Consider the following 25,092-nt stretch of genomic DNA (forward strand, 5'->3'; position numbering starts at 1 on the left):
TCGCTATCCCTTCTTGGGGGGCCAGTTGCCCGTGGCGCGCATCTCCATGTACTGCTCCGTCGGAGGGAACGTCGGCGCGAAGTGGGCAGGCGTCCCGTCATGGGGGACGACCACGACGGAGCTGAAGGGGGCCTTGGTGAAGTCGCCCGTCTCGATGTGCTCCTTGAAGTCGAAGCGTACGGTCCACCCGTAAGGGAATTCGATGGCCGTGTCCGGAAGCATGACGATGGAATCCGGCCGGTCCGGATAGCCCGCAGTCTTCAGGAAATGAGCGCCGGCCGAGACGGCCTCTTCTTTGGTCACCATTTATTTGACTCCGTCGCGATAAGGGATATGCCCGATGGAGGAGACGTTTTTCTCCAGCATTCCGAGCGTCCCGCTCTGGCCATCGAGGAACACGACACCATGTGGGGTGTTCACGGCGTTGAAGACGTGTGCCGTGCCGTTCGGGCGACTGATGTAGACGGCACTGCGGGAGCCCTCACCTCGGGCCTGGAGGTCCTTGATGATGTCATCGTAGCTGTTGACCATGTCGTAGTGGCCCTTGGCCCTGTTGGTCAGGCCGAGCTGCTCCGGCGGGATGTGGTCGCCCGCCTGCTTGGGCGCGGCGCTCACCTCCTGGCCGTCCATCCTGCGGTCCACCGCGACGACGTTGTGACTGCAGTTGTCCGTGTAACCCGGCATGCCGGTGTTATTGACGTCCTTCAGCCACGGATACTCGCTGTCCAGGAATTCCTGTGCCGCCTTCGGATCGACGGAGTCGGCGTGAATGGCCTTTTCCGAGACGTGGTCCGTGGATTTCGCGAGCCCGCTCCAGTCCTTCCCCGCGGGCCCCGCGATTTCGTCACCGTATTTCAGGCCGTTCGTCGCACCGCTCTCCAGTCCCTCCTTGAGCCCGGTCCGCAGTGCCGTCCGCCCCAGCCCCGCCCCCTTCGTCCCGAGCAGTTCCGGGAGGAGGCGGCCGATGAACTCGGAGGGGTCCTTCTTGAAGCCGTCGACGACGGCTTGGACGACGCGTTCGGGGTGGGAGGCGGTGGAGACGAGGCCGGCGAGCGTCATGTTGACGTTCTGCACGTAGGCGGCCGGGTGGGTGAGGTTGTAGGGGTCCAGGGGGTTCAGGCCGCGGACGAAGTTGAGCAGGCCCGCGGTGCCCTTGAGGGCGCCGCCGACGACGTGGGTGAGCTCGGTGTAGTAGGCCTGGGCGCCGTCGATCAGGTTGTTGCCGAGCCGGTCCAGCGGTGGTGGTTCGGCGGGGGCGTGGGCGAGGGCGGCCTTGACCTTGGTCTGTGTCTCGGAGGCGACGGAGTTGCGCTGCTTGCGGGCCTGCGCGAGTTTCTCCCGCGCTGCCCTCATGTCGGCGATACCGGGGTCGTGGAACGGCTCGGGCTGGGGCCCGGGGTCCTGGTTCGCCTTGATCTTGGCGTTGTAGGCGTCGACCTTCGTGTTGTAGGCGTCCACGGCCTCCACGGAGGCCTTCTTGCCCTGCTTGTAGAGGCCGATGGCCTCCTGGGCCTGGGTCTGGGCCCACTTGACCGTCTCGGCGTAGGCATCCAGCGCCCCCGCGGCCAGTTCACAGGCGTCGGCCGCGTGCAGCCACTTCGTGGGGTGCACGCCGAACTTCTCCCGGAAGGCGTTTGCGCTCTCGCCCTTCCAGTTGGAGGAGTCGACCTTCTTCATCCCCGTGCCGACCTTGTCGAAGGCGGCCTGGAAGTCCTTGAGGTGCTTGGCGCTCTCCCGGATCCTGGCCGGGTTGCCGTGGATGAGCTCGTTGGCCTCCTCGGTCTCGCCGAGTTGCGCTTCGCCGGGCATGGCGCCGAGGTCGGCGGCGAGCTCGTCACCGAAGTCCTCCACCGCGTCGGCCGCGTCGTGCAGTCCGACGTAGTCCAGCCCGTCGCCGACCTTGTCGGTGGCGTAGTCGACGCCCTCACCGAGCTTCTTCTTGCCCTCGTCGATGAGGTCCTCGCCGACCTTCAGGCCGGTGTTCAGGCCGTCCTTGATGTCATCGACGATGCCCACTACTGCTCACCCCCGGCCTGCTGCTGGGCCTGGGCGGCCTGCGCGCGCGCCTCGGGCGACGGCCCGAAGGTGTCGTCGAGCATCTGGTCGTACTCGGCGTCGGACACCCCGAAGGTCTCGTGCAGGTTCTCGGGGTTGAGCCCGAGGGGACCGACGGTGTTCGAGGTCATCACGTCGCGGCCGGCGTCCTTCCAGCCCTGCCTGATGTTCTCGCCCGCCCGGTCCCAGGACTCCTGGCTGTAGTCGACGTTGCCGCCCCACACGCCGGATTCGGCGATGTCACCCCAGCCCATCCGGGTGACCTCGTCCTCGGAGGCGTACGGATTGCCGATGGCGGCGTTCGCCACGACCTTGAACGAGCCCTCGACGTACTGCTCGGTCTCATAGAGGGTGCCGGCCGCCAGGCCCGTCTTGATCGCGAACCCGTTGCCCTCGTTGATGAGAGCGCGCACCCCCCACTCCCAGCGCTCGCAGAACGACCCGAACGTCTCGGTCAGTCCCTCGTGACCCAGGTCCAGCCCATTGAGGGCGATGTCACCGAAGCCGCGCCCCGCCCCGGCCATGCCGACCATGCCGAGTTCCTTCAGTTCGCTGAGCGCGTCGGTCAGCCCCTTGGCGACCAGGTCCATGCCCTCGGTCTTCAGGTCCGGAGCTCCAGCGCCCATCAACAGCGGCAGAACATCGCTGGCCACCGGCACCCCTCCGCCGTTCACCGGCACCCCGTCGACAGTCATATGGCAGCCCCCTCTTCACGGTCGACAGCAACCTCGTCCGGTACGACGCCCCGCACCGGCGGAAACACCACGCCGTCCGGGCCGTCCGCGCAGTCCAGCGCCACCCCGCAGGGCACGCCCGCCGCGGGCACCGCCACATCCAGCAGGCGGGAGCCGAGGATCGTCTGGTAGACCCACTCGCGGTGGTACTCGCCCCGCGCCTCGGCATAGCGGGCCAGGGCCTGACCGTCGGAGAAGGCCAGGATGAAGCGGACGCCGTTCCAGTCGGCGGTGAGCAGACCCCGCTCCTCGTCCGGGCCGGGCCCGTCCCCCAGCGGCACCAGCACCGCCGTACGCCGGAACTCCTCCAGCACCGCGATGAACCGCTGCCGACGCGCCTCGACCTCGGGATCCTCGAGCGTCGGCTCGGGTGCCGGCTCGGGCACCTGTTCCTGACCAGGCCCCGGTCCCTGAACAGGCTCCGGGCTCGGCAGCTGCTCGGCCTGCCCGGCCTGCTCCCGAGGCGGAACCGTCATCTCCGCGTAGTCCGCCAGCCGTGACCTGGGAACACTGTTCTTCGGCGGCTCGCCTGGTCCGCCCCCGTGCTCAGACATGGCGACGATTATGGCGGTCGCACCCGACGAGGAAGCGCCCAGCCCCGGCACACACCAGGGATGCACACCGTTCACACACGATCTGCAGAGGACCGGTGCAGCCGGGAGCCCCGGAGAGCGGGAAGTCGGGATTCCGGGCCTACGGCGAGGTACCGACGTACCTACGCGTCTCGGCACGTCCGAGCAGCCGTACGGAGACCTTCGGCCCGCTGGTGGAGTCGGCCGGGATCCAGGCCGGCCTCGCCGCCGGCGTCACGCCGCTCTCCTGCGCTCCCGGTGTCCGCCGCCTCGCCCGTTCTGCGCTGTTCGCGTTGCTCGGCGCCCTGGCCTGCGCCCTTTCCCTGGGCGCGCTCCGCTGCCTCGCCGCCCGTGTTTGACCTGCGTCACGCCCGGGGTATTCTCTCCGGCTCGATTGGCGGAGCACCTGCCCCATATGGCAGACTGTCCGAGTTGCTCGGTCGAGTGTTGATGCTGCGCGCCTCCCGCCGGGAGGACCGGAAGCGAGTCCCACAGTACTCGTCGCCCTAACTGCCTCATGGCAGCGCTGGGGCGGACGTACGGGAATCTTCCGGGAAGTGTCAGCGCGGCACCGGCCAGGCACCCGGTGGGCCTTCCGCCCCCGGCTTGCGGTTCCGGTAGGGCCGTGTGCATTCCGCAGGGATGTTCGAACAAGGGACATCTGTGTCAGTGGAAGCGCGACACGCCCGACCGCGTGGGTCGGAGGATCGGGTAGGGGAACACCAGGTTCCAGAGCGTTAGAAGAGACAGGACTACTGAGTAGCCATGGCGGGACAGAAGATCCGCATCCGGCTCAAGGCCTACGACCACGAGGTCATCGACTCCTCGGCGAAGAAGATCGTCGAGACGGTGACCCGCACTGGTGCGTCGGTCGCGGGCCCGGTGCCGCTGCCCACTGAGAAGAACGTGTACTGCGTCATCAAGTCGCCGCACAAGTACAAGGACTCGCGCGAGCACTTCGAGATGCGCACGCACAAGCGCCTGATCGACATTCTCGACCCGACCCCCAAGACCGTTGACTCTCTGATGCGACTCGACCTCCCGGCCGGCGTCGACATCGAGATCAAGCTCTGAGGCCGGTGATCTGAGAATGGCTAAGCAGATCAAGGGCATCCTGGGCGAGAAGCTCGGCATGACGCAGGTGTGGGACGAGAACAACCGTGTTGTTCCGGTCACCGTCGTCAAGGCCGGCCCCAACGTCGTGACCCAGGTCCGTACGAATGACAGTGACGGCTACGAGTCGGTCCAGATCGCCTTCGGCGAGATCGACCCGCGCAAGGTGAACAAGCCCCTCAAGGGCCACTTCGCCAAGGCCGACGTCACCCCCCGTCGCCACCTCGTCGAGATCCGCACCGCGGACGCCTCCGAGTACACGCTGGGCCAGGAGATCACCGCTGAGGTGTTCGAGGCCGGCGTGAAGGTCGACGTGACCGGCAAGAGCAAGGGCAAGGGCTTCGCCGGTGTCATGAAGCGCCACAACTTCGGTGGCCTCGGCGCCGGACACGGCACCCAGCGCAAGCACCGCTCTCCCGGTTCCATCGGTGGCTGCGCCACCCCGGGCCGTGTGTTCAAGGGCCTCCGCATGGCGGGTCGCATGGGCAACGAGCGGGTCACCACCCAGAACCTGACCGTCCACGCCGTTGACGCGGAGAAGGGTCTGCTGCTCATCAAGGGCGCGGTTCCCGGTCCGAACGGCGGCCTCGTCCTGGTCCGCACCGCGGCCAAGGGGGCCTGAGGTAACCGATGAGCACTGTTGACATCCTTTCGCCTGCCGGCGAGAAGACCGGTAGCGTCGAACTCCCCGCGGAGATCTTCGGCGTGGAGAAGGTCAGCATCCCGCTGATCCACCAGGTCGTCGTCGCGCAGAACGCCGCGGCCCGCCAGGGCACGCACAAGACGAAGACCCGTGGCGAGGTCCGTGGTGGCGGCAAGAAGCCGTACCGCCAGAAGGGCACCGGCCGCGCCCGTCAGGGCTCGACCCGCGCGCCGCAGTTCGCCGGTGGTGGCGTCGTGCACGGTCCCGTGCCGCGTGACTACTCGCAGCGGACCCCGAAGAAGATGAAGGCTGCCGCTCTGCGTCACGCCCTCACCGACCGGGCCCGCCACAACCGCATCCACGTCGTCACCGGCGTGATCGAGGGCGACACCCCGTCCACGAAGGCCGCCAAGACGCTGTTCGGCAAGATCTCGGAGCGCAAGAACCTGCTCCTGGTCGTCGAGCGTGCCGACGAGGCCGCGTGGCTGTCCGCCCGCAACCTGCCCCAGGTGCACATCCTGGAGCCGGGCCAGCTGAACACGTACGACGTGATCGTCTCGGACGACGTGGTCTTCACCCAGGCCGCTCTCGAGTCCTTCGTCGCCGGCCCGAAGGCCAACGACACCGAAGGGAGCGAGGTCTGATGGCCATCCGTCACCCCGCTATCGCCTCGAAGGCTGCCAAGAAGGCCAAGGCCGCGCGCGTCGCCAAGGCCCGCCGCCACGCCACCGAGGGCAAGAACACCGTCGTCACCCCGGCGAGCAAGGCGTACACGGACCTCCGTGACGTCCTGCTGAAGCCGGTCGTGTCGGAGAAGAGCTACGCGCTCCTCGACGAGAACAAGTACACGTTCATCGTCGACCCGAACGCCAACAAGACCCAGATCAAGCAGGCCGTCCAGGCGGTCTTCTCGGTCAAGGTCACCGGGGTCAACACGATCAACCGCCAGGGCAAGCGCAAGCGGACCCGCACCGGCTTCGGCCAGCGTGCGGCGACCAAGCGCGCGATCGTGACCCTCGCCGAGGGCGACCGTATCGACATCTTCGGCGGTCCGACCGCCTAAGGGCGGTCCGGATCGTCCGATATCGGACGAGGACTGAGAAATGGGAATCCGCAAGTACAAGCCGACTACGCCGGGCCGTCGTGGCTCCAGCGTCGCCGACTTCGTCGAGGTCACGCGGTCCACGCCGGAGAAGTCGTTGGTCCGCCCCCTGCACAGCAAGGGTGGCCGTAACAACTCCGGTCGTGTGACCGTCCGCCACCAGGGTGGTGGCCACAAGCGCGCCTACCGCGTGATCGACTTCCGTCGTCACGACAAGGACGGCGTGCCGGCGAAGGTCGCGCACATCGAGTACGACCCCAACCGCACCGCGCGTATCGCGCTGCTGCACTACGCCGACGGCGAGAAGCGCTACATCCTCGCCCCGCGCAACCTGCAGCAGGGTGACCGCGTGGAGAACGGTCCCGGGGCCGACATCAAGCCGGGCAACAACCTGGCGCTCCGCAACATCCCGGTCGGTACCACGATCCACGCGATCGAGCTCCGTCCCGGTGGCGGTGCCAAGTTCGCCCGTTCCGCCGGTGCCTCCGTGCAGCTGCTCGCGAAGGAGGGCTCGATGGCCCACCTCCGCATGCCCTCCGGTGAGATCCGCCTGGTCGACGTGCGCTGCCGCGCCACCGTCGGCGAGGTCGGCAACGCCGAGCAGAGCAACATCAACTGGGGCAAGGCCGGCCGCAAGCGCTGGCTGGGCGTCCGCCCGACCGTTCGCGGTGTGGCGATGAACCCGGTTGACCACCCCCACGGTGGTGGTGAGGGCAAGACCTCGGGTGGTCGCCACCCGGTCAGCCCCTGGGGTCAGAAGGAAGGTCGTACTCGTTCTCCCAAGAAGGCGAGCAACAAGTACATCGTCCGCCGCCGCAAGACGAACAAGAAGCGCTAAGGACGGGTTGAGATGCCTCGTAGCTTGAAGAAGGGGCCCTTCGTCGACGACCACCTGATCAAGAAGGTGGACGCCCAGAACGAAGCCGGCACCAAGAACGTCATCAAGACCTGGTCCCGTCGCTCCATGATCGTGCCGGCCATGCTCGGCCACACGCTCGCGGTGCACAACGGCAAGACCCACATCCCGGTGTTCGTCACCGAGTCGATGGTCGGTCACAAGCTCGGCGAGTTCTCGCCGACGCGCACCTTCCGGGGTCACGTCAAGGAAGACCGGAAGTCGAAGCGCCGCTAGTAGCGGATCGCATTCAGACACGTAAGTAACTCTGAAGGGACAACCATGGAAGCCAGGGCCCAGGCGCGGTACATCCGCGTCACGCCCATGAAGGCCCGCCGTGTGGTGGACCTCATCCGTGGCATGGACGCCACGGAGGCCCAGGCTGTTCTGCGATTCGCTCCGCAGGCAGCCTCCGTGCCGGTCGGCAAGGTGCTCGACAGCGCCATCGCCAACGCCGCGCACAACTACGACCACACCGACGCCGACAGCCTCTACATCTCCGAGGCGTACGTCGACGAGGGTCCGACCCTGAAGCGGTTCCGTCCGCGCGCCCAGGGCCGTGCCTACCGGATCCGCAAGCGGACCAGCCACATCACCGTGGTCGTCAGCAGCAAGGAAGGAACCCGGTAATGGGCCAGAAGGTAAACCCGCATGGGTTCCGGCTCGGTGTCACGACCGACTTCAAGTCGCGTTGGTACGCCGACAAGCTGTACAAGGACTACGTCAAGGAAGACGTCGCCATCCGTCGGATGATGACGTCCGGCATGGAGCGCGCCGGTATCTCGAAGGTTGAGATCGAGCGCACCCGTGACCGCGTGCGGGTGGACATCCACACCGCTCGTCCGGGCATCGTCATCGGCCGCCGTGGCGCCGAGGCCGACCGCATCCGCGGTGACCTCGAGAAGCTCACGGGCAAGCAGGTCCAGCTGAACATCCTCGAGGTCAAGAACCCCGAGACGGACGCTCAGCTCGTGGCCCAGGCCGTCGCCGAGCAGCTCTCCTCCCGCGTCTCCTTCCGTCGGGCCATGCGCAAGAGCATGCAGTCCGCCATGAAGGCCGGCGCCAAGGGCATCAAGATCCAGTGCGGTGGCCGCCTCGGTGGCGCCGAGATGTCCCGCTCGGAGTTCTACCGCGAGGGCCGCGTGCCCCTGCACACGCTCCGTGCGAACGTGGATTACGGCTTCTTCGAGGCCAAGACGACCTTCGGCCGCATCGGTGTGAAGGTCTGGATCTACAAGGGCGACGTCAAGAACATCGCCGAGGTCCGCGCCGAGAACGCTGCCGCCCGTGCGGGTAACCGCCCGGCCCGCGGTGGCGCCGACCGCCCGGCCCGTGGTGGCCGTGGTGGCGAGCGGCGCGGTCGCAAGCCGCAGCAGCAGGCTCCCGCCGCCGAGGCCCCCCAGGCCGAGGCCGGTGCCGCCGCTCCGGCTGAGAGCACCGGAACGGAGGCCTGACCGACATGCTGATCCCCCGTAGGGTCAAGCACCGCAAGCAGCACCACCCCAAGCGCACCGGCGCTGCCAAGGGTGGCACGACGGTTGCGTTCGGCGAGTACGGCATCCAGGCGCTCACCCCGGCGTATGTGACGAACCGTCAGATCGAGGCCGCTCGTATCGCCATGACGCGTCACATCAAGCGTGGTGGCAAGGTCTGGATCAACATCTACCCGGACCGTCCGCTCACCAAGAAGCCCGCCGAGACCCGCATGGGTTCCGGTAAGGGTTCTCCGGAGTGGTGGATCGCGAACGTCAAGCCCGGACGTGTGATGTTCGAGCTGTCGTACCCCAACGAGAAGATCGCCCGTGAGGCGCTGACCCGTGCGGCCCACAAGCTGCCGATGAAGTGCCGGATCGTCAAGCGCGAGGCAGGTGAAGCGTGATGTCGGCCGGTACCAAGGCGTCCGAGCTGCGCGAGCTGGGCAACGAGGAGCTTCTGGCGAAGCTCCGCGAGGCCAAGGAAGAGCTGTTCAACCTCCGCTTCCAGGCGGCGACCGGTCAGCTCGAGAACCACGGTCGGCTGAAGGCCGTCCGTAAGGACATCGCGCGGATCTACACCCTGATGCGTGAGCGCGAGCTGGGCATCGAGACGGTGGAGAGCGCCTGATGAGTGAGAGCAACGTGACTGAGCAGACTGCAGAGGCCCGCGGCTTCCGCAAGACCCGTGAGGGTCTCGTCGTCAGCGACAAGATGGACAAGACCGTCGTCGTCGCCGTCGAGGACCGCGTCAAGCACGCGCTGTACGGCAAGGTCATCCGCCGTACGAACAAGCTCAAGGCGCACGACGAGCAGAACGCCGCGGGTGTCGGCGACCGCGTCCTCCTCATGGAGACCCGGCCGCTGTCCGCGACGAAGCGCTGGCGCGTCGTCGAGATCCTCGAGAAGGCCAAGTAATTCTCCTGCGGGGCACCCCTCGCAGGACAGTTCCGCCAGGCTCCGGGGGTCCGCTCACTGAGCGGCCCCCGGGGAACCGGCAGACAAACAGGAGATAGACGTGATCCAGCAGGAGTCGCGACTGCGTGTCGCCGACAACACTGGTGCGAAGGAAATCCTTTGCATCCGTGTGCTCGGTGGCTCCGGTCGCCGCTACGCGGGCATCGGTGACGTCATCGTCGCCACCGTCAAGGACGCGATCCCCGGTGGCAACGTGAAGAAGGGTGACGTCGTCAAGGCCGTCATCGTTCGCACCGTCAAGGAGCGCCGTCGTCCGGACGGCTCGTACATCCGCTTCGACGAGAACGCCGCCGTCATTCTGAAGAACGACGGCGACCCTCGCGGCACCCGCATCTTCGGCCCGGTCGGCCGTGAGCTGCGCGAGAAGAAGTTCATGAAGATCATCTCGCTCGCGCCGGAGGTGCTGTAAGCATGAAGATCAAGAAGGGCGACCTGGTCCAGGTCATCACCGGTAAGGACAAGGGCAAGCAGGGCAAGGTCATCGCGGCCTTCCCCCGCGAGGACCGCGTCCTGGTCGAGGGTGTCAACCGGGTCAAGAAGCACACGAAGGCCGGTCCGACCGCCAAGGGCTCCCAGGCCGGCGGCATCGTGACCACCGAGGCCCCGATCCACGTGTCCAACGTCCAGCTGGTCGTGGAGAAGGACGGCAAGAAGGTCGTCACGCGTGTCGGTTACCGCTTCGACGACGAGGGCAACAAGATCCGCGTTGCCAAGCGGACGGGTGAGGACATCTGATGGCTACCACCACCACTCCGCGTCTGAAGCAGAAGTACCGCGAGGAGATCGCGGGCAAGCTGCGTGACGAGTTCAAGTACGAGAACGTCATGCAGATCCCCGGCCTCGTCAAGATCGTGGTCAACATGGGTGTGGGCGACGCCGCTCGCGACTCCAAGCTGATCGAGGGCGCCATCCGCGACCTCACCACGATCACCGGTCAGAAGCCGGCCGTCACCAAGGCCCGCAAGTCCATCGCGCAGTTCAAGCTGCGTGAGGGTCAGCCGATCGGTGCCCACGTCACGCTCCGTGGCGACCGCATGTGGGAGTTCCTGGACCGCACCCTGTCGCTCGCGCTCCCGCGCATCCGCGACTTCCGCGGCCTGTCCCCCAAGCAGTTCGACGGCCGTGGCAACTACACCTTCGGTCTCACGGAGCAGGTCATGTTCCACGAGATCGACCAGGACAAGATCGACCGTGTCCGGGGTATGGACATCACCGTGGTCACCACGGCGACCAACGACGCTGAGGGCCGCGCGCTCCTTCGTCACCTCGGCTTCCCGTTCAAGGAGGCGTGAGCGAGATGGCGAAGAAGGCTCTGATCGCTAAGGCTGCTCGCAAGCCCAAGTTCGGTGTGCGCGCGTACACCCGCTGCCAGCGCTGCGGCCGTCCGCACTCCGTGTACCGCAAGTTCGGCCTCTGCCGCGTGTGCCTTCGTGAGATGGCTCACCGTGGCGAGCTGCCGGGCGTGACCAAGAGCTCCTGGTAATCCCCGCTTTCAGGGATTCCTCAGGCTCTCGGTAAGCAACTGGGTGGACAGGGGCCCACCTCCGCATGCCTTAGGCTTGTGGGGTTGGGCGCCTGTCGCGCCCGTACGACTTACTACGCCGTAGGTCCACCGCGCCGCACCCGTCCCGTCTCGGATCGGGGAGAGGGATGGCGCACCAGGAAACCCCGGCGAGAGAGGCCACAGGCCAATTCATGACCATGACTGATCCGATCGCAGACATGCTGACGCGTCTGCGGAACGCGAACTCGGCGTACCACGACTCGGTGTCGATGCCGCACTCCAAGATCAAGTCGCACATCGCGGAGATCCTCCAGCAGGAGGGCTTCATCACGGGCTGGAAGGTCGAGGACGCCGAGGTCGGCAAGAACCTCGTTCTCGAGCTGAAGTTCGGCCCGAACCGTGAGCGCTCCATCGCGGGCATCAAGCGGATCTCCAAGCCCGGTCTCCGGGTGTACGCGAAGTCCACCAACCTGCCGAAGGTGCTCGGCGGCCTCGGCGTGGCGATCATCTCCACGTCCCACGGGCTCCTCACCGACAAGCAGGCCGGCAAGAAGGGCGTGGGTGGGGAAGTCCTCGCCTACGTCTGGTAGCAGAAGGGAACGGAGGAAACAGCTATGTCGCGCATCGGCAAGCTCCCCATCGCGGTTCCCGCCGGCGTGGACGTCACCATCGACGGCCGCACCGTGTCGGTCAAGGGCCCCAAGGGCTCGCTGACCCACACGGTTGCTGCTCCGATCGACATCGCCAAGGGCGAGGACGGCACCCTGCAGGTGACCCGCCCCAACGACGAGCGTCAGAGCAAGGCCCTGCACGGCCTCTCCCGCACGCTGGTGGCGAACATGATCACCGGCGTGACCCAGGGTTACGTGAAGAAGCTCGAGATCAGCGGTGTCGGTTACCGCGTGACCGCCAAGGGCTCGAACCTCGAGTTCGCGCTCGGTTACAGCCACCCGATCCTGGTCGAGGCCCCCGAGGGCATCACCTTCAAGGTGGAGACCCCGACCCGCTTCCAGGTCGAGGGCATCGACAAGCAGAAGGTCGGCGAGGTTGCGGCCAACATCCGCAAGCTGCGCAAGCCTGACCCGTACAAGGCCAAGGGCGTCAAGTACGAGGGCGAAGTCATCCGCCGCAAGGTCGGAAAGGCGGGTAAGTAAGCCATGGCATACGGGCAGAAGATCCTGAAGGGCGACGCCTACAAGCGCGCCGCGATCAAGCGCCGTCACATCCGGATCCGCAAGCGGATCAACGGTACGGCGGAGCGTCCCCGTCTCGTCGTGACCCGCTCCAACCGCCACATCGTGGCGCAGGTGATCGACGACCTGAAGGGCCACACCCTGGCGTCGGCGTCCACCCTGGACGCTTCGATCCGCGGTGGCGAGGGCGACAAGTCCACGCAGGCCAAGCAGGTCGGCGCCCTGGTCGCCGAGCGTGCCAAGGCCGCCGGTGTCGAGGCCGTCGTGTTCGACCGTGGTGGTAACCAGTACGCCGGGCGCATCGCCGCCCTGGCGGACGCCGCCCGCGAGGCCGGGCTCAAGTTCTGAGCCGGTTCCGTAGCTAGCGGAAACAGAGAGAGGTAATTCCAATGGCTGGACCCCAGCGCCGCGGTGGCGGTGCCGGTGGCGGCGAGCGGCGGGACCGGAAGGGCCGTGACGGCGGCGCTGCTGCCGCCGAGAAGACCGCGTACGTTGAGCGCGTCGTCGCGATCAACCGCGTCGCCAAGGTTGTGAAGGGTGGTCGTCGCTTCAGCTTCACCGCGCTGGTCGTGGTGGGCGACGGTGACGGCACCGTGGGTGTCGGTTACGGCAAGGCCAAGGAGGTGCCGGCCGCCATCGCCAAGGGCGTTGAGGAGGCCAAGAAGCACTTCTTCAAGGTCCCCCGTATCCAGGGCACCATCCCGCACCCGATCCAGGGTGAGAAGGCTGCCGGCGTCGTGCTGCTCAAGCCCGCGTCCCCGGGTACCGGTGTTATCGCCGGTGGTCCGGTGCGTGCCGTGCTCGAGTGCGCCGGTATCCACGACGTGCTGTCGAAGTCGCTCGGCTCCGACAACGCGATCAACATCGTGCACGCGACCGTGGAGGCCCTGAAGGGTCTGCAGCGTCCCGAGGAGATCGCGGCCCGCCGTGGTCTGCCGCTCGAGGACGTCGCCCCCGCGGCCCTGCTGCGTGCGCGTGCCGGGGCGGGTGCGTAATCATGGCGCAGCTCAAGATCACGCAGACGAAGTCCTACATCGGCAGCAAGCAGAACCACCGCGACACCCTGCGTTCCCTGGGCCTCAAGCGCCTGGGTGACGTGGTCGTCAAGGAGGACCGCCCCGAGTTCCGCGGCATGGTGCACACCGTCCGCCACCTCGTGACGGTCGAGGAGGTCGACTGATCATGGCGGAGAACAACCCGCTCAAGATCCACAACCTCCGTCCCGCCCCGGGCGCCAAGACCGCCAAGACCCGTGTCGGTCGTGGTGAGGCGTCGAAGGGTAAGACGGCCGGTCGTGGTACCAAGGGCACGAAGGCCCGCTACCAGGTTCCGGAGCGCTTCGAGGGTGGCCAGATGCCGCTGCACATGCGCCTCCCGAAGCTGAAGGGCTTCAAGAACCCGTTCAAGACCGAGTACCAGGTCGTGAACCTCGACAAGCTGGCCGCGCTCTACCCCGAGGGTGGCGAGGTCACGGTCGAGGGTCTCGTGGCCAAGGGTGCCGTGCGCAAGAACAGCCTCGTCAAGGTCCTCGGCCAGGGCGAGATCTCCGTGGCGCTGCAGGTGACGGTCGACGCCGTCTCCGGCTCCGCCAAGGAGAAGATCACCGCCGCCGGCGGTACCGTCACCGAGCTCGTCTGAACACCGCAGGCGTCTCGATGACCTGAACGATCCCGACCGGGGATACTCCACAAATGGGGTATCCCCGGTCGGTCGTTCCTAGGGCGGCTGTGTCGCCGGTAAGGTGGCCTGCACTGCCCACTTTCACAAGGCGCTTCCCATGGGGCACCTTGAGCGGCAGTGGACCGTTACACATGTCGTTGTTCTTATTCCTCAAGACCGTCACCCTTGACGCAGATGCGCGGGGGTCGCAGGAGGCACCGTGCTCACCGCGTTCGCCCGGGCGTTCAAGACGCCCGACCTGCGCAAGAAGCTGCTCTTCACGCTCGGCATCATCGTGGTCTACCGGGTCGGCACCCACATCCCGATCCCGGGTGTCGACTACAAGTCCGTCCAGCAGTGCGTGGACGAGGCGTCCGGCAACCAGGGCCTCTTCGGGCTGGTCAACATGTTCAGCGGCGGCGCGCTGCTGCAGATCACGGTCTTCGCGCTGGGCATCATGCCGTACATCACGGCGAGCATCATCCTTCAGCTGCTGACCGTGGTCATCCCGCGCCTGGAAGCCCTGAAGAAGGAGGGCCAGGCCGGTACGGCGAAGATCACGCAGTACACCCGTTACCTCACGGTGGCGCTCGCCATCCTGCAGGGCACCGGCCTGGTGGCCACCGCCCGCAGCGGCGCCCTGTTCTCGGGCTGCACCGTGGCCGGCCAGATCGTGCCGGACCGCGCGATCTTCACCACCATCGTCATGGTCATCTGCATGACCGCCGGTACGGCCGTCGTCATGTGGCTCGGTGAGCTCATCACCGACCGCGGTGTCGGCAACGGCATGTCGATCCTGATGTTCATCTCGATCGCCGCCACCTTCCCCTCCGCGCTGTGGGCCATCAAGAAGCAGGGCACCCTGGCGGACGGCTGGATCGAGTTCGGCACGGTCATCCTGGTCGGCCTGGTCATGGTCGCCCTGGTGGTCTTCGTCGAGCAGGCCCAGCGCCGTATCCCCGTGCAGTACGCGAAGCGCATGATCGGCCGCCGGTCCTACGGCGGTACCTCGACGTACATCCCGCTGAAGGTCAACCAGGCGGGTGTCATCCCCGTCATCTTCGCCTCGTCGCTGCTCTACATCCCGGCACTGGTCGCGCAGTTCTCCAGTGAAACGTCGGGCTGGAAGACCTGGATCGAACAGCATCTGGTCACGGGCGACCACCCGTACTACATCGCTTCGTACTTCCTGCTGATCGTTTTCTTCGCCTTCTTCTATGTCGCGATCTCCTTCAACCCCGAGGAAGTCGCCGACAACATGAAGAAGTATGGTGGCTTCATCCCGGGCATCCGGGCTGGCCGACCGACCGCTGAGTACCTTTCCTACGTGCTCAACCGGATCACTTGGCCGGGCTCGCTGTACTTGGGTCTGATCGCTCTCGTGCCGACGATGGCGTTGGCTGGTTTCGGGGCAAACCAGAACTTCCCGTTCGGTGGTACCAGCATCCTGATCATCGTGGGTGTCGGTCTCGAGACGGTGAAGCAGATCGAGAGCCAGCTCCAGCAGCGCAATTACGAAGGGTTCCTCCGCTGATGCGTATCGTCCTCGTCGGGCCGCCGGGTGCCGGAAAGGGAACGCAGGCCACCCGCCTGGCCGAGAAACTGCGCGTTCCGCACATCTCCACGGGCGACCTTTTCCGCGCCAACATCAGCCAGCAGACGGAGCTCGGGAAACTCGCGAAGTCCTACATGGACGCCGGCAACCTCGTCCCCGACGAGGTGACCATCGCCATGGCCAAGGACCGCATGGAGCAGCCGGACGCCGAGGGCGGCTTCCTGCTGGACGGTTTCCCGCGCAATGTCTCGCAGGCCGAGGCGCTGGACGAGCTCCTCACGACCGAGGGCATCAAGCTGGACGCGGTACTGGACCTGGAGGCCCCCGAGGAGGAGGTCGTCAAGCGGATCGCCGGCCGGCGCATCTGCCGCAACGACTCCTCGCACGTCTTCCACGTGACGTACAAGAAGCCGGCGAAGGAGGGCGTCTGCGACGTCTGCGGCGGTGAGCTGTACCAGCGGGACGACGACTCCGAGGAGACGGTCCGTACGCGGCTGGAGGTCTACCACACGCAGACCGAGCCGATCATCGACTACTACAAGGCCCAGGGCCTGGTCGTGACCATCGAGGCCATGGGCCCGGTGGAGGAGGTCACGACCCGCGCTCTGGCCGCGCTCAAGCGCGAGGGCGACGACCAGTAGTCGGGTGGGTCCGAAGCAGCCGCGGTTCCTTTCGAGGGGCCGCGGCTGCTGTGTGGGGGCGTTCGGTTCCCCCGTATCGTTGAAGCGTTCGTCGTACTGTCACCGGTCCAAGAAAGGCCGTAGTCCCCATGGTGCAGATCAAGAACCCCGAGCAGATCGCCAAGATGCGTGCGGCGGGGCTGGTCGTCGCCGCCATCCACGCGGCGACGCGGGAAGCGGCCGTGCCGGGGGCGACGACCAAGGATCTGGACGAGGTCGCGCGCAAGGTGCTCGCGGAGAACGGCGCGAAGTCGAACTTCCTGGGCTACGGCGGCTTCCCCGCGACGATCTGCACCTCCGTGAACGACGTCGTCGTCCACGGCATCCCCTCCGACGAGGTCGTCCTCAAGGACGGGGACATCATCTCCATCGACTGCGGCGCGATCGTCGACGGCTGGCACGGCGACGCCGCCTACACCGCCTTCGTCGGCTCCGGTCACGCCCCGGAGCTGATCGAGCTCTCCCGGGTGACCGAGGAGTCGATGTGGGCCGGCATCGCGGCCATGAAGCAGGGCAACCGGCTCGTCGACGTCTCCCGCGCCATCGAGACGTACATCCGCCGCCAGCCGAAGCCCGGCGGCGGCCGCTACGGCATCATCGAGGACTACGGCGGCCATGGCATCGGCACCGAGATGCACATGGACCCCCACCTGCTGAACTACGTCGACCGCCGGCGGGGCAAGGGCCCGAGGCTGGTCCCCGGCTTCTGCCTCGCCATCGAGCCGATGGTGTCCCTGGGCACGCCGAAGACGGAGGTCCTGGAGGACGACTGGACCGTCATCACGACGGACGGCACCTGGTCCTCGCACTGGGAGCACTCGGTCGCGCTGACCGAACAGGGCCCGCTGGTGCTGACGGCGCCCGACGGGGGCAAGGCGAAGCTGGCGGAGCACGGGATCGTGGCTGCGCCGGATCCGCTGGCCTGAGGTTTCCCGGCGGGGTTGGGCGGGGCCCGGTTGTTCTCGCCCCCGCCGCCCCTGCCCTGAATCCACGAACGCCGGACGTGCTGAGTTCGCCGCTTAATGATCTCCCCCGTGGGGCAGGCTTTCCCGATTCGTGTTTCCGGGTGCGCTGACGTAGACTGACTCGTCGGCTCTTGTGCACCCGCATGTCTGCATGCGCCCGTAAGGGAAAGCCCAGGAGTCGATCAAGGTAGTCGATTCGAAGGGCGAAGCGTGGCCAAGAAGCAAGGTGCCATCGAGATCGAGGGCACTGTCGTCGAGTCTCTGCCGAACGCCATGTTCAAGGTCGAGCTCCAGAACGGCCACCAGGTCCTGGCACACATCAGCGGCAAGATGCGTATGCACTACATCCGCATCCTCCCTGACGACCGGGTCGTGGTGGAGCTGTCTCCGTACGACCTGACGCGTGGCCGGATCGTCTACCGGTACAAGTAGATCTTGCCCAGGCCCCGTGCCCTCCCTGTGCGCGGGGCGGCCGGCAACTGACCCGGAGAACCTCACATCCCATGAAGGTCAAGCCGAGCGTCAAGAAGATCTGCGACAAGTGCAGGGTGATCCGCCGTCACGGTCGGGTCATGATCATTTGCGAGAACCCGCGCCACAAGCAGCGCCAGGGCTGATCGCACACAGATCACACCCTCTGCATCGATATCGCAGAGACTTCGCGCGACGCGAGCTGAATATGTTCATACGCAGGACCCAGGCGGGGGTTTTTTCTTGCCTGACACCCCCGGTTCGGAGGCCGGGGACCCAGTTCGTACCTCGTACGGCGGCTGGGAGCCGGTTCTGCGGAAGACCTCCGAAGATCACCAGGAGCCATTGAATGGCACGCGTTTCCGGTGTTGACATCCCGCGCGACAAGCGCGTGGAGGTCGCCCTCACCTACGTGTTCGGCATCGGCCGGACCCTCTCGCAGGAGACGCTGGCTGCGACCGGCGTCGACCCGAACACCCGTGTTCGCGACCTGACCGAAGAGCAGCTGGTCGCCATCCGCGAGTACGTGGACAACAACATCAAGACCGAGGGTGACCTCCGTCGCGAGATCCAGGCCGACATCCGCCGCAAGGTCGAGATCGGCTGCTACCAGGGTCTCCGTCACCGTCGCGGTCTGCCCGTCCGCGGTCAGCGCACCAGCACCAACGCCCGCACCCGCAAGGGCCCGCGTCGCGCCATCGCCGGCAAGAAGAAGCCGGGCAAGAAGTAGTCCGCAGCGGACTCGCCGTCCAGCGGTCTTCGCTGTAGGACCGACCACCTCCCGTAGGAGTTAGAGATGCCCCCCAAGGGACGTCAGGGCGCTGCCAAGAAGGTGCGCCGCAAGGAAAAGAAGAACGTCGCGCACGGCCAGGCGCACATCAAGAGCACGTTCAACAACACGATCGTGTCCATCACGGACCCGGCCGGCAACGTGATCTCCTGGGCCTCCGCCGGCCACGTCGGCTTCAAGGGCTCCCGCAAGTCCACGCCGTTCGCCGCGCAGATGGCCGCCGAGTCGGCTGCCCGCCGCGCCCAGGAGCACGGCATGCGCAAGGTCGACGTGTTCGTCAAGGGCCCGGGCGCCGGTCGTGAGACCGCCATCCGTTCCCTGCAGGCCACGGGCCTCGAGGTCGGCTCCATCCAGGACGTCACCCCGACCCCGCACAACGGTTGCCGTCCGCCGAAGCGTCGTCGCGTCTGACACGTCGGCTCACCGTGGCTCGGCTTCCGGCTGGGGGTGTGGGGGTTATCCCCCACATGTCGCAGTACGGTTGCCGTCCGCCGAAGCGTCGTCGCGTCTGACGTACGGTCGCTTCGACCGGCTTTCGGTTCGGGCGGTACGGCTCTCTCGGGCCGTGCCGCCCGTACCCTTGCAGTACCCGCACTTTTCACGGGTGCGGATTCCGTCGGACGTCAAATAGCGGGCGTCCACGAATGAAGGATCTGATCACCACATGCTGATCGCTCAGCGTCCCTCGTTGACCGAAGAGGTCGTCGACGAGTTCCGCTCCCGGTTCGTGATCGAGCCGCTGGAGCCGGGCTTCGGTTACACCCTCGGCAACTCCCTGCGTCGGACCCTGCTGTCCTCCATCCCCGGTGCGGCTGTCACCAGCATCCGCATCGACGGTGTCCTGCACGAGTTCACCACCGTGCCGGGCGTCAAGGAGGACGTCACCGACCTGATCCTCAACATCAAGCAGCTGGTCGTCTCCTCGGAGCACGACGAGCCGGTCGTGATGTACCTGCGCAAGCAGGGCCCGGGTCTGGTCACCGCCGCCGACATCGCGCCCCCGGCCGGTGTCGAGGTGCACAACCCCGACCTCGTCCTCGCCACGCTCAACGGCAAGGGCAAGCTGGAGATGGAGCTGACCGTCGAGCGCGGTCGCGGTTACGTCTCCGCCGTGCAGAACAAGCAGGTGGGTCAGGAGATCGGCCGTATCCCGGTCGACTCGATCTACTCGCCGGTTCTCAAGGTCACGTACAAGGTCGAGGCCACGCGTGTCGAGCAGCGCACCGACTTCGACAAGCTGATCGTCGACGTCGAGACCAAGCAGGCGATGCGTCCGCGTGACGCCATGGCCTCCGCCGGTAAGACGCTGGTCGAGCTGTTCGGTCTCGCCCGCGAGCTGAACATCGACGCCGAGGGCATCGACATGGGCCCGTCCCCCACGGACGCCGCCCTTGCCGCCGACCTGGCGCTGCCGATCGAGGAGCTGGAGCTCACCGTTCGGTCGTACAACTGCCTCAAGCGTGAGGGCATCCACTCCGTGGGTGAGCTGGTTGCGCGCAGCGAGGCCGACCTCCTGGACATCCGTAACTTCGGTGCGAAGTCCATTGACGAGGTCAAGGCGAAGCTGGCCGGCATGGGCCTGGCCCTGAAGGACAGCCCGCCCGGATTCGACCCGACCGCTGCGGCCGACGCCTTTGGCGCCGACGACGACGCGGACGCGGGCTTCGTCGAGACCGAGCAGTACTGAGAGCTCGGGCCAGACGGTCCGTTTTCGGGTGCGGGTGCGCTGTGCTTGATCGCGCAGTTCCCCGCGCCCCTTCCGGGAGCGCCCCTGCGGGGCTGCTCCCGGATCTCCGACAGGCGACCGCCTGCTCGGATACTGACCCCGGTACCTGATACGGCCGGGGCAGACACACAGGAGAAGAACCATGCCGAAGCCCACCAAGGGTGCCCGTCTGGGCGGCAGCGCCGCGCACGAGAAGCTGCTCCTCGCGAACCTCGCGAAGTCGCTGTTCGAGCACGGCCGTATCACCACCACCGAGGCGAAGGCCCGCCGTCTGCGGCCGTACGCCGAGCGTCTGATCACCAAGGCGAAGAAGGGTGACCTTCACAACCGCCGTCAGGTGCTCCAGGTCATCACGGACAAGGGCGTCGTCCACACGCTCTTCACCGAGATCGGCCCGCGCTACGAGAACCGTCCGGGTGGCTACACCCGCATCACCAAGATCGGTAACCGCCGGGGCGACAACGCGCCCATGGCCGTCATCGAGCTGGTCGAGGCGCTGACGGTGGCGCAGCAGGCGACCGGTGAGGCCGAGGCGGCCACCAAGCGTGCCGTCAAGGAAGACGCTCTCAAGAAGGAGGAGGCCGTCGAGGCCAAGTCCGAGGAGACCGTCGAGGACGCTGCCGAGGCCAAGGCCGAGGACACCGCCGAAGAGTCCAAGGACGAGGAGTCCAAGGACGCCTGAGGCTCTGCCTCGCGTTGAGCGGGTCCGCCCCCTGGGGGGCGGGCCCGCTTTCGTGTTCCTGAGAGGATCTAGGGGTGAGTGACGAAGTAGAGCCCGGGTTCGTGCGGGTACGGCTGGATCTTTCCTACGACGGGAGCGAGTTCTCCGGGTGGGCCAAGCAGGCCGGGGGACGGCGGACCGTGCAGGGGGAGATCGAGGACGCCCTGCGGACCGTCACACGGTCGAGGGAGACGTACGAGCTGACCGTGGCCGGGCGGACGGACGCCGGGGTGCACGCGCGGGGACAGGTCGCCCATGTCGATCTGCCGGAGGCGGTCTGGCGCGAGCACCACGAGAAGCTGCTCAAGCGGCTCGCCGGGCGGCTGCCCAGGGACGTGCGGGTGTGGGCGCTCAGGGAGGCTCCCAGTGGCTTCAACGCGCGGTTCTCGGCGGTCTGGCGGCGGTACGCCTACCGGGTCACCGACAACCCCGGGGGCGTCGATCCGCTGCTGCGCAACCATGTCCTCTGGCACGACTGGCCCCTCGACGTCGACGCCATGAACGAGGCGGCCCGGCGGCTGCTCGGCGAGCACGACTTCGCCGCCTACTGCAAGCGGCGGGAAGGGGCGACCACCATTCGTACGCTGCAGGAGCTGAGCCTGGAGAAGGGCTCCGACGGCATCATCACCGCCACCGTGCGGGCCGACGCCTTCTGCCACAACATGGTGCGCTCACTCATCGGGGCGCTGCTGTTCGTGGGGGACGGGCACCGGCCCCCGGACTGGCCGGGGAAGGTGCTCGCCGCGGGCGTACGGGACTCGGCCGTGCATGTCGTACGGCCGCACGGGCTGACGCTGGAGGAGGTCGGCTACCCGGCCGACGAGCTGCTGGCCGCCCGCACCAAGGAGGCGCGGAACAAGCGGACGCTGCCCGGGACGGCCGGGTGCTGCTGATCCCCGTGCCGGCTAGGCGGGGTCGACGATCAGCCAGGCCACCGTGGAGGTGTCGCCGGCGGCGCCCTTGACGCTGAAGGACGTGCCCGGGGTGCGGGCGGAGACGTAGGCGATACCGGCCGGGGTGCCGCCGGGGGACTGGATCGTCAGGAAGATGCGGCTGGTGGTCGTGACCGCGGTGGTGGGGACGGTGACCGCGGTGGTGCCGTTGAGGGTGAGGGTGCCCATCTTCGCGTTGGTGCCCTCCTTGACCCTGAGGCCCTTGCCGGCGAGGCCCGCGACGATGTCGGAGTCGGTGCTGCCGATCTGAGCGGCGCCGAGGCGGCCCCAGGTGGTGTCCCGGCCGGTGGAGCCGCCCGGGCCGAAGCTCTGGGTGCCGTTGATCTCGATGGCGAAGCGGTTGATCGTGTCGCCGGTGACCTGGGACTGGAAGGCGCGGGAGGCGGTGTCCTTCCCGGTGACCGCGTAGCCCTGGCCGGCGGCGCGTGTCTGGACGAGGTGCAGGCCCGGGCTGGCGGCGGCGTTCACGACCACGCCCGGGGTCGTGCCTTCCTGGCCGAGGGTCACGCGGCCGCTACTGCGGTTGACGGTGATCGGTGTGTCGAGGGCGGTGCCGTCGTCGCCGTGGCGTACGAGGGCGAAGTCGGAGCCGTCGCCCGTGCCGGACTCGGTGGCGGAGGTGGCGCGCAGCGCCCAGCGGCGGTTCTTGCCGCGGGACCAGAACTGCACGTCGCGGGTGGTTCCGGCGGCGCCGGAGACCATGTGGACGTCGGACTTGTCCCAGGTGATGCCGGTGGTGGTGTGGGTGCCCGCGGTGACGCCGCTGTGGCGGACGACGACCGCGCCGACGTCGTTGAAGGGGGCCGTCGTGCCGACGTACTCGCCGCCGACGACCGAGACGCTGCTGGCGGAGTTCAGGGCGGAGGTGGTGATGCCGTAGGCGGGGGAGAAGTCGCCCCCGTTGTCGTCGTCGCGGCCGGTGGAGGTGGAGCAGCCGGTGAGGACGACGCCCTCGGCGGCTTCGCCGGTGATGCGGAAGCCGGCGGAGGTGGCGGTGGCCAGTCTGCCGTCCCGCTTGGCCAGGCAGCCCACGAGCTGGAGGAAGCGGCCGCCGGCGGCGGTGGAGAGGTGGAAGCCGTCCTGGCCGCTGCGGTCGGTGTTGCAACCCACCATCACCATCGAGTAGTTGATGCCGGTGATGTGGTAGCCGTGCTGGACGTTCCACTCGGCGCGGCAGTCGACCATGGTGACGGCGTTGGGGTTGAGGATGTCGTAACCGTGCAGCTGGTTGCCCTGGGAGTAGCACTGGAACAGGTCGGCGTCGACCAGGCCGCCGCCGGTGCCCGCGGCGTCGCCGAAGGTGAAGCCGTGGCCGTTGGTGCCCACGCAGTGGACCTGGTTGAACTGCAGGGCCGCCGCGTTCTGGGCGTTGACGCCGTGGCCGGTGAACCGCCAGATCGTCACCTTGTCCATGCCGACGTCCTTGACGCCGGGGTTGAGGCGGACGCCGTCGATGCCGGTGCCCGCCTTGTTCTGGGCCTTCAGGTTGTGGTCGTCGTAGCAGCCGCGCAGGGCGAGGCCGTACAGGCGCGGGCCGCCTCGGTAGGCGGACCTGTAGTACGCGTCCTGCACCGGGGCCTGATCGACGATGATCAGGGCGTCGCCGTCGAAGAGGCCGCCGTAGGCCGGGCGGAGGTAGGAGTCGACCAGGAAGGTGCGGTCGGGGAAGTGCGGGTTCCAGTCACCGCGGAGGGTCACGCCCAGGCTCAGCCTCAGCGGGGACTCGAGCCGGTACCGGCCCGGCGGGAGGTAGACCGTGCCGCCCTGCCCGGCCGCGTCGATGGCCTTCTGGATGGCGGGGGCGTCGTCGGCCTTGTCGTCGCCCAGGGCCCCGTACGCCGGATCCCGGACGTTCAGCCACCCCGCGCCGGTGTCCGCGGCGGCGGCCTCGTCCGCGGTGGCGATCGTGGTGGCGAGGGCGGCGCCGCAGAGGCCCGCGGCGCTCGCGAGCAGATGGCGTCTGGAGCTGCGAGGCGTGCTGCTCATGACGTGTCCCCCCAGGGATCAAAGGTGATCAGGTGGGGGGAGGGTCTCACACGCCTGTTCGTACGGTCACTGGTTCGCCGCGGCCGACGCCTGGGTCTCGCCGCGGCGGCGGATCTGCGTGAACGTGAACTCGGCGAGGTCGTCACCGGCGGTGAAGACCTGCGTGTCCTTCGTCGTCACGTCCTTGCCGTTGGTGAAGCCGGTGATGGTGAAGTAGGCGTAGCGGCCGTAGGAGTTGGTCGTCGAGCGGCAGACGGCGCCGTTGCAGAAGGCCTTGACGCCGCTGCCGGCCAGAGCCTTCACGAAGCTGCTCTTGTCGGCCTGCTCCTTGGCCTTGAGGGCCTGCGCCTCGGTGTCGAAGACGGCCACGCCGACCGTCACCGCGATGCCGTCCTTGGTGTACGTGACACGCATCAGGCGGGTGCAGTCGTTGGTGGTCAGGACCTTGGGGAGGCTGCCCTGGACGCCGGTGGTGCAGTTCGTGCTGTCGGCCTTCGCGGCCTTCTTGTAGACGGTCGAGCCCATCGTCAGCTGGGTGCCCGGGAAGAGCAGGTCCGGGCCGTTGGGCGCGGTGTCCTTGGCCTTGCTGGAGACGAACTCCTTCGGGTCCAGTGGCGGCGGGGCGCTGGTCGGGGCGAAGGACGGGGTGGCGGACGCGCTCGGCAGGTCGGCGGTCGCGGGCAGCGAGGAGGTCGGACGGTTCGTCTCGTCCTCACCGTTCGCCGAGACCACGGCCATGGCGACGGCGGCGCCGATGCCGATCGTCGCGAGCGCGCCCCCGCCTATGAACAGCAGCCGACGGCGTTTGTTGCGCGTCTCGGACGCCTCGGCCAGCGCGGCCCAGTCCGGAGTCGGGTCCGTGGCGCCGCTGCTCCACGGCTGCTGGGAGTTCGGTTTCCACGGATCCCACTGGGACTGAGGTCCCCCCTGCCCATAGCTCATGGGCCGCATCTTAGACGTGGCAAGCGCTGTGCTGTTCCGCCCCGGCAGACCCCGGAGCACCTTGCGTTCCGGGGATGAGTACGGGCAAACATCGCGTCTCCGGATGCTTGGTGCGGCGTTCTCCCTGGCCGCGGCGGTGGGGGCGTGTGGTGGTGTCCGGTGCGAGGGCGGGACATGTGGCGCGGGCCACCTCGGCTGCTGACGCGCTACTGGCATGGGCACGTCCGGCCCGGCAGCAGGGCGGCGAGGGCGTACGACACGGCGGCCACCGGTGGGTCGGCGATGTACGTCGACCGGGGTCGTCGTACGGAGACGGACCCGTTTTGACCCCGCCCCTGCGGCACGGGTATCCTGCATCTTCGTTGTGTATTGGCTTGCTCATT

Annotated in this window: 38 protein-coding genes; 32 read left to right on the forward strand and 6 right to left on the reverse strand. The window is 67.4% G+C overall.

The window, feature by feature from the left end; translation table 11 throughout:
• Positions 1 to 3 precede the first annotated feature (3 nt).
• Genes IE263_RS06810 through IE263_RS06825 form a run of 4 tightly spaced genes read right to left on the reverse strand, consistent with a single transcriptional unit; the run spans position 4 to position 3,343 of the window.
• A complete protein-coding gene (locus IE263_RS06810) occupies positions 4 to 306 on the reverse strand; it encodes a YrhB domain-containing protein (RefSeq protein ID WP_189933344.1) in 303 nt (100 codons plus the stop codon).
• Positions 307 to 2,016 carry a putative T7SS-secreted protein gene (locus tag IE263_RS06815; protein WP_189933346.1) on the reverse strand — a complete coding sequence of 570 codons (1,710 nt, stop codon included), beginning with the start codon at positions 2,014 to 2,016 and terminating at the stop codon, positions 307 to 309.
• Positions 2,016 to 2,750 (reverse strand): hypothetical protein, encoded by a 735-nt coding sequence (locus IE263_RS06820; RefSeq protein ID WP_308430586.1) that lies wholly within the window; start codon positions 2,748 to 2,750, stop codon positions 2,016 to 2,018. The genes IE263_RS06815 and IE263_RS06820 overlap by 1 nt, the downstream gene beginning before the upstream one ends.
• Complete coding sequence (locus IE263_RS06825) at positions 2,747 to 3,343, reverse strand: hypothetical protein (protein WP_189933348.1); 597 nt, start codon at positions 3,341 to 3,343, stop codon at positions 2,747 to 2,749. Before IE263_RS06825 ends, IE263_RS06820 begins: the two co-directional genes overlap by 4 nt.
• A gap of 95 nt (positions 3,344 to 3,438) precedes the next feature.
• On the opposite strand from IE263_RS06825, the gene IE263_RS06830 reads away from it, so the two are divergent.
• From IE263_RS06830 to truA, 32 genes are all read left to right on the forward strand, one after another.
• The gene (locus IE263_RS06830) at positions 3,439 to 3,720 is read left to right on the forward strand and encodes a hypothetical protein (RefSeq protein ID WP_189933351.1); all 282 of its coding nucleotides are present in this window, start codon (positions 3,439 to 3,441) and stop codon (positions 3,718 to 3,720) included.
• Positions 3,721 to 4,126: 406 nt separating this feature from the next.
• The gene (gene rpsJ, locus IE263_RS06835) at positions 4,127 to 4,435 is read left to right on the forward strand and encodes a 30S ribosomal protein S10 (protein ID WP_003948644.1); all 309 of its coding nucleotides are present in this window, start codon (positions 4,127 to 4,129) and stop codon (positions 4,433 to 4,435) included.
• Between the two features lie 16 nt (positions 4,436 to 4,451).
• The gene (gene rplC, locus IE263_RS06840) at positions 4,452 to 5,096 is read left to right on the forward strand and encodes a 50S ribosomal protein L3 (protein ID WP_189933353.1); all 645 of its coding nucleotides are present in this window, start codon (positions 4,452 to 4,454) and stop codon (positions 5,094 to 5,096) included.
• 8 nt (positions 5,097 to 5,104) lie between these two features.
• Positions 5,105 to 5,761: a 50S ribosomal protein L4 gene (rplD, locus tag IE263_RS06845; protein ID WP_189933355.1), complete on the forward strand. Its 657-nt coding sequence runs from the start codon at positions 5,105 to 5,107 to the stop codon at positions 5,759 to 5,761.
• A complete protein-coding gene (gene rplW / locus IE263_RS06850; protein WP_189933357.1) occupies positions 5,761 to 6,180 on the forward strand; it encodes a 50S ribosomal protein L23 in 420 nt (139 codons plus the stop codon). The genes rplD and rplW overlap by 1 nt, the downstream gene beginning before the upstream one ends.
• A 40-nt stretch (positions 6,181 to 6,220) precedes the next feature.
• Positions 6,221 to 7,057 (forward strand): 50S ribosomal protein L2, encoded by an 837-nt coding sequence (gene rplB / locus IE263_RS06855; RefSeq protein WP_189933359.1) that lies wholly within the window; start codon positions 6,221 to 6,223, stop codon positions 7,055 to 7,057.
• 12 nt (positions 7,058 to 7,069) lie between these two features.
• Complete coding sequence (rpsS, locus tag IE263_RS06860) at positions 7,070 to 7,351, forward strand: 30S ribosomal protein S19 (RefSeq protein ID WP_023547380.1); 282 nt, start codon at positions 7,070 to 7,072, stop codon at positions 7,349 to 7,351.
• A 45-nt stretch (positions 7,352 to 7,396) separates the two neighbouring features.
• Positions 7,397 to 7,744 carry a 50S ribosomal protein L22 gene (gene rplV / locus IE263_RS06865; protein WP_019329637.1) on the forward strand — a complete coding sequence of 116 codons (348 nt, stop codon included), beginning with the start codon at positions 7,397 to 7,399 and terminating at the stop codon, positions 7,742 to 7,744.
• Complete coding sequence (gene rpsC / locus IE263_RS06870) at positions 7,744 to 8,568, forward strand: 30S ribosomal protein S3 (protein ID WP_189933361.1); 825 nt, start codon at positions 7,744 to 7,746, stop codon at positions 8,566 to 8,568. Before rplV ends, rpsC begins: the two co-directional genes overlap by 1 nt.
• A 5-nt stretch (positions 8,569 to 8,573) precedes the next feature.
• Positions 8,574 to 8,993, forward strand: coding sequence for a 50S ribosomal protein L16 (gene rplP, locus IE263_RS06875; protein WP_189933363.1), 420 nt, complete (start codon positions 8,574 to 8,576; stop codon positions 8,991 to 8,993).
• The gene (gene rpmC / locus IE263_RS06880; RefSeq protein ID WP_003974259.1) at positions 8,993 to 9,217 is read left to right on the forward strand and encodes a 50S ribosomal protein L29; all 225 of its coding nucleotides are present in this window, start codon (positions 8,993 to 8,995) and stop codon (positions 9,215 to 9,217) included. Before rplP ends, rpmC begins: the two co-directional genes overlap by 1 nt.
• Complete coding sequence (gene rpsQ / locus IE263_RS06885; protein ID WP_003992363.1) at positions 9,217 to 9,504, forward strand: 30S ribosomal protein S17; 288 nt, start codon at positions 9,217 to 9,219, stop codon at positions 9,502 to 9,504. Before rpmC ends, rpsQ begins: the two co-directional genes overlap by 1 nt.
• Before the next feature lie 100 nt (positions 9,505 to 9,604).
• On the forward strand, positions 9,605 to 9,973 hold the full coding sequence (gene rplN, locus IE263_RS06890; RefSeq protein ID WP_003998823.1) for a 50S ribosomal protein L14: 369 nt from the start codon (positions 9,605 to 9,607) through the stop codon (positions 9,971 to 9,973).
• A 2-nt stretch (positions 9,974 to 9,975) separates the two neighbouring features.
• Positions 9,976 to 10,299, forward strand: a complete 324-nt coding sequence (rplX, locus tag IE263_RS06895; protein ID WP_055517275.1) for a 50S ribosomal protein L24 — start codon at positions 9,976 to 9,978, stop codon at positions 10,297 to 10,299.
• Positions 10,299 to 10,856 (forward strand): 50S ribosomal protein L5, encoded by a 558-nt coding sequence (gene rplE / locus IE263_RS06900; protein WP_016434630.1) that lies wholly within the window; start codon positions 10,299 to 10,301, stop codon positions 10,854 to 10,856. The genes rplX and rplE overlap by 1 nt, the downstream gene beginning before the upstream one ends.
• Positions 10,857 to 10,861: 5 nt before the next feature.
• Positions 10,862 to 11,047 (forward strand): type Z 30S ribosomal protein S14, encoded by a 186-nt coding sequence (locus IE263_RS06905; protein WP_003956452.1) that lies wholly within the window; start codon positions 10,862 to 10,864, stop codon positions 11,045 to 11,047.
• A 212-nt stretch (positions 11,048 to 11,259) separates the two neighbouring features.
• The gene (gene rpsH, locus IE263_RS06910; protein WP_014674378.1) at positions 11,260 to 11,658 is read left to right on the forward strand and encodes a 30S ribosomal protein S8; all 399 of its coding nucleotides are present in this window, start codon (positions 11,260 to 11,262) and stop codon (positions 11,656 to 11,658) included.
• A 24-nt stretch (positions 11,659 to 11,682) separates the two neighbouring features.
• A complete protein-coding gene (gene rplF, locus IE263_RS06915) occupies positions 11,683 to 12,222 on the forward strand; it encodes a 50S ribosomal protein L6 (protein ID WP_189933365.1) in 540 nt (179 codons plus the stop codon).
• A gap of 3 nt (positions 12,223 to 12,225) precedes the next feature.
• Positions 12,226 to 12,609, forward strand: a complete 384-nt coding sequence (gene rplR, locus IE263_RS06920) for a 50S ribosomal protein L18 (protein ID WP_189933367.1) — start codon at positions 12,226 to 12,228, stop codon at positions 12,607 to 12,609.
• Between the two features lie 41 nt (positions 12,610 to 12,650).
• Positions 12,651 to 13,256, forward strand: a complete 606-nt coding sequence (gene rpsE / locus IE263_RS06925) for a 30S ribosomal protein S5 (protein WP_009190144.1) — start codon at positions 12,651 to 12,653, stop codon at positions 13,254 to 13,256.
• Positions 13,257 to 13,258: 2 nt separating this feature from the next.
• A complete protein-coding gene (rpmD, locus tag IE263_RS06930; RefSeq protein ID WP_009190145.1) occupies positions 13,259 to 13,441 on the forward strand; it encodes a 50S ribosomal protein L30 in 183 nt (60 codons plus the stop codon).
• 2 nt (positions 13,442 to 13,443) lie between these two features.
• On the forward strand, positions 13,444 to 13,899 hold the full coding sequence (rplO, locus tag IE263_RS06935) for a 50S ribosomal protein L15 (RefSeq protein ID WP_067018996.1): 456 nt from the start codon (positions 13,444 to 13,446) through the stop codon (positions 13,897 to 13,899).
• Positions 13,900 to 14,140: 241 nt separating this feature from the next.
• Entirely contained in the window at positions 14,141 to 15,454 is a 1,314-nt protein-coding gene (gene secY / locus IE263_RS06940; RefSeq protein WP_189933369.1) for a preprotein translocase subunit SecY, read from the forward strand.
• Positions 15,454 to 16,116 (forward strand): adenylate kinase, encoded by a 663-nt coding sequence (locus IE263_RS06945; protein WP_189933371.1) that lies wholly within the window; start codon positions 15,454 to 15,456, stop codon positions 16,114 to 16,116. Before secY ends, IE263_RS06945 begins: the two co-directional genes overlap by 1 nt.
• 128 nt (positions 16,117 to 16,244) lie before the next feature.
• On the forward strand, positions 16,245 to 17,081 hold the full coding sequence (gene map / locus IE263_RS06950) for a type I methionyl aminopeptidase (protein WP_189933373.1): 837 nt from the start codon (positions 16,245 to 16,247) through the stop codon (positions 17,079 to 17,081).
• Positions 17,082 to 17,330: 249 nt separating this feature from the next.
• Positions 17,331 to 17,552 carry a translation initiation factor IF-1 gene (infA, locus tag IE263_RS06955; RefSeq protein ID WP_003948620.1) on the forward strand — a complete coding sequence of 74 codons (222 nt, stop codon included), beginning with the start codon at positions 17,331 to 17,333 and terminating at the stop codon, positions 17,550 to 17,552.
• Positions 17,553 to 17,623: 71 nt separating this feature from the next.
• Positions 17,624 to 17,737: a 50S ribosomal protein L36 gene (rpmJ, locus tag IE263_RS06960; protein WP_004984509.1), complete on the forward strand. Its 114-nt coding sequence runs from the start codon at positions 17,624 to 17,626 to the stop codon at positions 17,735 to 17,737.
• Between the two features lie 203 nt (positions 17,738 to 17,940).
• Positions 17,941 to 18,321: a 30S ribosomal protein S13 gene (gene rpsM / locus IE263_RS06965; protein ID WP_055632357.1), complete on the forward strand. Its 381-nt coding sequence runs from the start codon at positions 17,941 to 17,943 to the stop codon at positions 18,319 to 18,321.
• 66 nt (positions 18,322 to 18,387) lie between these two features.
• Positions 18,388 to 18,792, forward strand: a complete 405-nt coding sequence (gene rpsK / locus IE263_RS06970; RefSeq protein WP_010354218.1) for a 30S ribosomal protein S11 — start codon at positions 18,388 to 18,390, stop codon at positions 18,790 to 18,792.
• Between the two features lie 253 nt (positions 18,793 to 19,045).
• Positions 19,046 to 20,068, forward strand: coding sequence for a DNA-directed RNA polymerase subunit alpha (locus IE263_RS06975; protein ID WP_003966937.1), 1,023 nt, complete (start codon positions 19,046 to 19,048; stop codon positions 20,066 to 20,068).
• A 181-nt stretch (positions 20,069 to 20,249) separates the two neighbouring features.
• Positions 20,250 to 20,789: a 50S ribosomal protein L17 gene (rplQ, locus tag IE263_RS06980; RefSeq protein ID WP_189933375.1), complete on the forward strand. Its 540-nt coding sequence runs from the start codon at positions 20,250 to 20,252 to the stop codon at positions 20,787 to 20,789.
• A 74-nt stretch (positions 20,790 to 20,863) separates the two neighbouring features.
• Positions 20,864 to 21,721 carry a tRNA pseudouridine(38-40) synthase TruA gene (gene truA, locus IE263_RS06985; RefSeq protein WP_189933377.1) on the forward strand — a complete coding sequence of 286 codons (858 nt, stop codon included), beginning with the start codon at positions 20,864 to 20,866 and terminating at the stop codon, positions 21,719 to 21,721.
• Positions 21,722 to 21,733: 12 nt separating this feature from the next.
• Here the strand turns inward: truA and IE263_RS48290 are convergent, their stop codons facing one another.
• Together IE263_RS48290 and IE263_RS06995 are read right to left on the reverse strand one after the other, a co-directional pair.
• A complete protein-coding gene (locus IE263_RS48290; protein WP_268256004.1) occupies positions 21,734 to 23,767 on the reverse strand; it encodes a glycosyl hydrolase family 28-related protein in 2,034 nt (677 codons plus the stop codon).
• Between the two features lie 66 nt (positions 23,768 to 23,833).
• On the reverse strand, positions 23,834 to 24,709 hold the full coding sequence (locus tag IE263_RS06995; protein WP_189933379.1) for a hypothetical protein: 876 nt from the start codon (positions 24,707 to 24,709) through the stop codon (positions 23,834 to 23,836).
• Positions 24,710 to 25,092: the final 383 nt, after the last annotated feature.

Source organism: Streptomyces aurantiogriseus (assembly GCF_014649375.1).
Taxonomy (GTDB): domain Bacteria; phylum Actinomycetota; class Actinomycetes; order Streptomycetales; family Streptomycetaceae; genus Streptomyces; species Streptomyces aurantiogriseus.

Bases quoted from the DNA above. Each gene is read 5' to 3' on its own strand.
- IE263_RS06810 (WP_189933344.1), bottom strand. From the start codon at position 306: ATGGTGACCAAAGAAGAGGCCGTCTCGGCCGGCGCTCATTTCCTGAAG.
- IE263_RS06820 (WP_308430586.1), bottom strand. From the start codon at position 2,750: ATGACTGTCGACGGGGTGCCGGTGAACGGCGGAGGGGTGCCGGTGGCC.
- IE263_RS06825 (WP_189933348.1), bottom strand. From the start codon at position 3,343: ATGTCTGAGCACGGGGGCGGACCAGGCGAGCCGCCGAAGAACAGTGTT.
- rpsJ (WP_003948644.1), top strand. From the start codon at position 4,127: ATGGCGGGACAGAAGATCCGCATCCGGCTCAAGGCCTACGACCACGAG.
- rplC (WP_189933353.1), top strand. From the start codon at position 4,452: ATGGCTAAGCAGATCAAGGGCATCCTGGGCGAGAAGCTCGGCATGACG.
- rplD (WP_189933355.1), top strand. From the start codon at position 5,105: ATGAGCACTGTTGACATCCTTTCGCCTGCCGGCGAGAAGACCGGTAGC.
- rplW (WP_189933357.1), top strand. From the start codon at position 5,761: ATGGCCATCCGTCACCCCGCTATCGCCTCGAAGGCTGCCAAGAAGGCC.
- rplB (WP_189933359.1), top strand. From the start codon at position 6,221: ATGGGAATCCGCAAGTACAAGCCGACTACGCCGGGCCGTCGTGGCTCC.
- rpsS (WP_023547380.1), top strand. From the start codon at position 7,070: ATGCCTCGTAGCTTGAAGAAGGGGCCCTTCGTCGACGACCACCTGATC.
- rplV (WP_019329637.1), top strand. From the start codon at position 7,397: ATGGAAGCCAGGGCCCAGGCGCGGTACATCCGCGTCACGCCCATGAAG.
- rpsC (WP_189933361.1), top strand. From the start codon at position 7,744: ATGGGCCAGAAGGTAAACCCGCATGGGTTCCGGCTCGGTGTCACGACC.
- rplP (WP_189933363.1), top strand. From the start codon at position 8,574: ATGCTGATCCCCCGTAGGGTCAAGCACCGCAAGCAGCACCACCCCAAG.
- rpmC (WP_003974259.1), top strand. From the start codon at position 8,993: ATGTCGGCCGGTACCAAGGCGTCCGAGCTGCGCGAGCTGGGCAACGAG.
- rpsQ (WP_003992363.1), top strand. From the start codon at position 9,217: ATGAGTGAGAGCAACGTGACTGAGCAGACTGCAGAGGCCCGCGGCTTC.
- rplX (WP_055517275.1), top strand. From the start codon at position 9,976: ATGAAGATCAAGAAGGGCGACCTGGTCCAGGTCATCACCGGTAAGGAC.
- rplE (WP_016434630.1), top strand. From the start codon at position 10,299: ATGGCTACCACCACCACTCCGCGTCTGAAGCAGAAGTACCGCGAGGAG.
- IE263_RS06905 (WP_003956452.1), top strand. From the start codon at position 10,862: ATGGCGAAGAAGGCTCTGATCGCTAAGGCTGCTCGCAAGCCCAAGTTC.
- rpsH (WP_014674378.1), top strand. From the start codon at position 11,260: ATGACCATGACTGATCCGATCGCAGACATGCTGACGCGTCTGCGGAAC.
- rplF (WP_189933365.1), top strand. From the start codon at position 11,683: ATGTCGCGCATCGGCAAGCTCCCCATCGCGGTTCCCGCCGGCGTGGAC.
- rplR (WP_189933367.1), top strand. From the start codon at position 12,226: ATGGCATACGGGCAGAAGATCCTGAAGGGCGACGCCTACAAGCGCGCC.
- rpsE (WP_009190144.1), top strand. From the start codon at position 12,651: ATGGCTGGACCCCAGCGCCGCGGTGGCGGTGCCGGTGGCGGCGAGCGG.
- rpmD (WP_009190145.1), top strand. From the start codon at position 13,259: ATGGCGCAGCTCAAGATCACGCAGACGAAGTCCTACATCGGCAGCAAG.
- rplO (WP_067018996.1), top strand. From the start codon at position 13,444: ATGGCGGAGAACAACCCGCTCAAGATCCACAACCTCCGTCCCGCCCCG.
- IE263_RS06945 (WP_189933371.1), top strand. From the start codon at position 15,454: ATGCGTATCGTCCTCGTCGGGCCGCCGGGTGCCGGAAAGGGAACGCAG.
- map (WP_189933373.1), top strand. From the start codon at position 16,245: ATGGTGCAGATCAAGAACCCCGAGCAGATCGCCAAGATGCGTGCGGCG.
- rpmJ (WP_004984509.1), top strand. From the start codon at position 17,624: ATGAAGGTCAAGCCGAGCGTCAAGAAGATCTGCGACAAGTGCAGGGTG.
- rpsM (WP_055632357.1), top strand. From the start codon at position 17,941: ATGGCACGCGTTTCCGGTGTTGACATCCCGCGCGACAAGCGCGTGGAG.
- rpsK (WP_010354218.1), top strand. From the start codon at position 18,388: ATGCCCCCCAAGGGACGTCAGGGCGCTGCCAAGAAGGTGCGCCGCAAG.
- IE263_RS06975 (WP_003966937.1), top strand. From the start codon at position 19,046: ATGCTGATCGCTCAGCGTCCCTCGTTGACCGAAGAGGTCGTCGACGAG.
- rplQ (WP_189933375.1), top strand. From the start codon at position 20,250: ATGCCGAAGCCCACCAAGGGTGCCCGTCTGGGCGGCAGCGCCGCGCAC.
- IE263_RS48290 (WP_268256004.1), bottom strand. From the start codon at position 23,767: ATGAGCAGCACGCCTCGCAGCTCCAGACGCCATCTGCTCGCGAGCGCC.
- IE263_RS06995 (WP_189933379.1), bottom strand. From the start codon at position 24,709: ATGAGCTATGGGCAGGGGGGACCTCAGTCCCAGTGGGATCCGTGGAAA.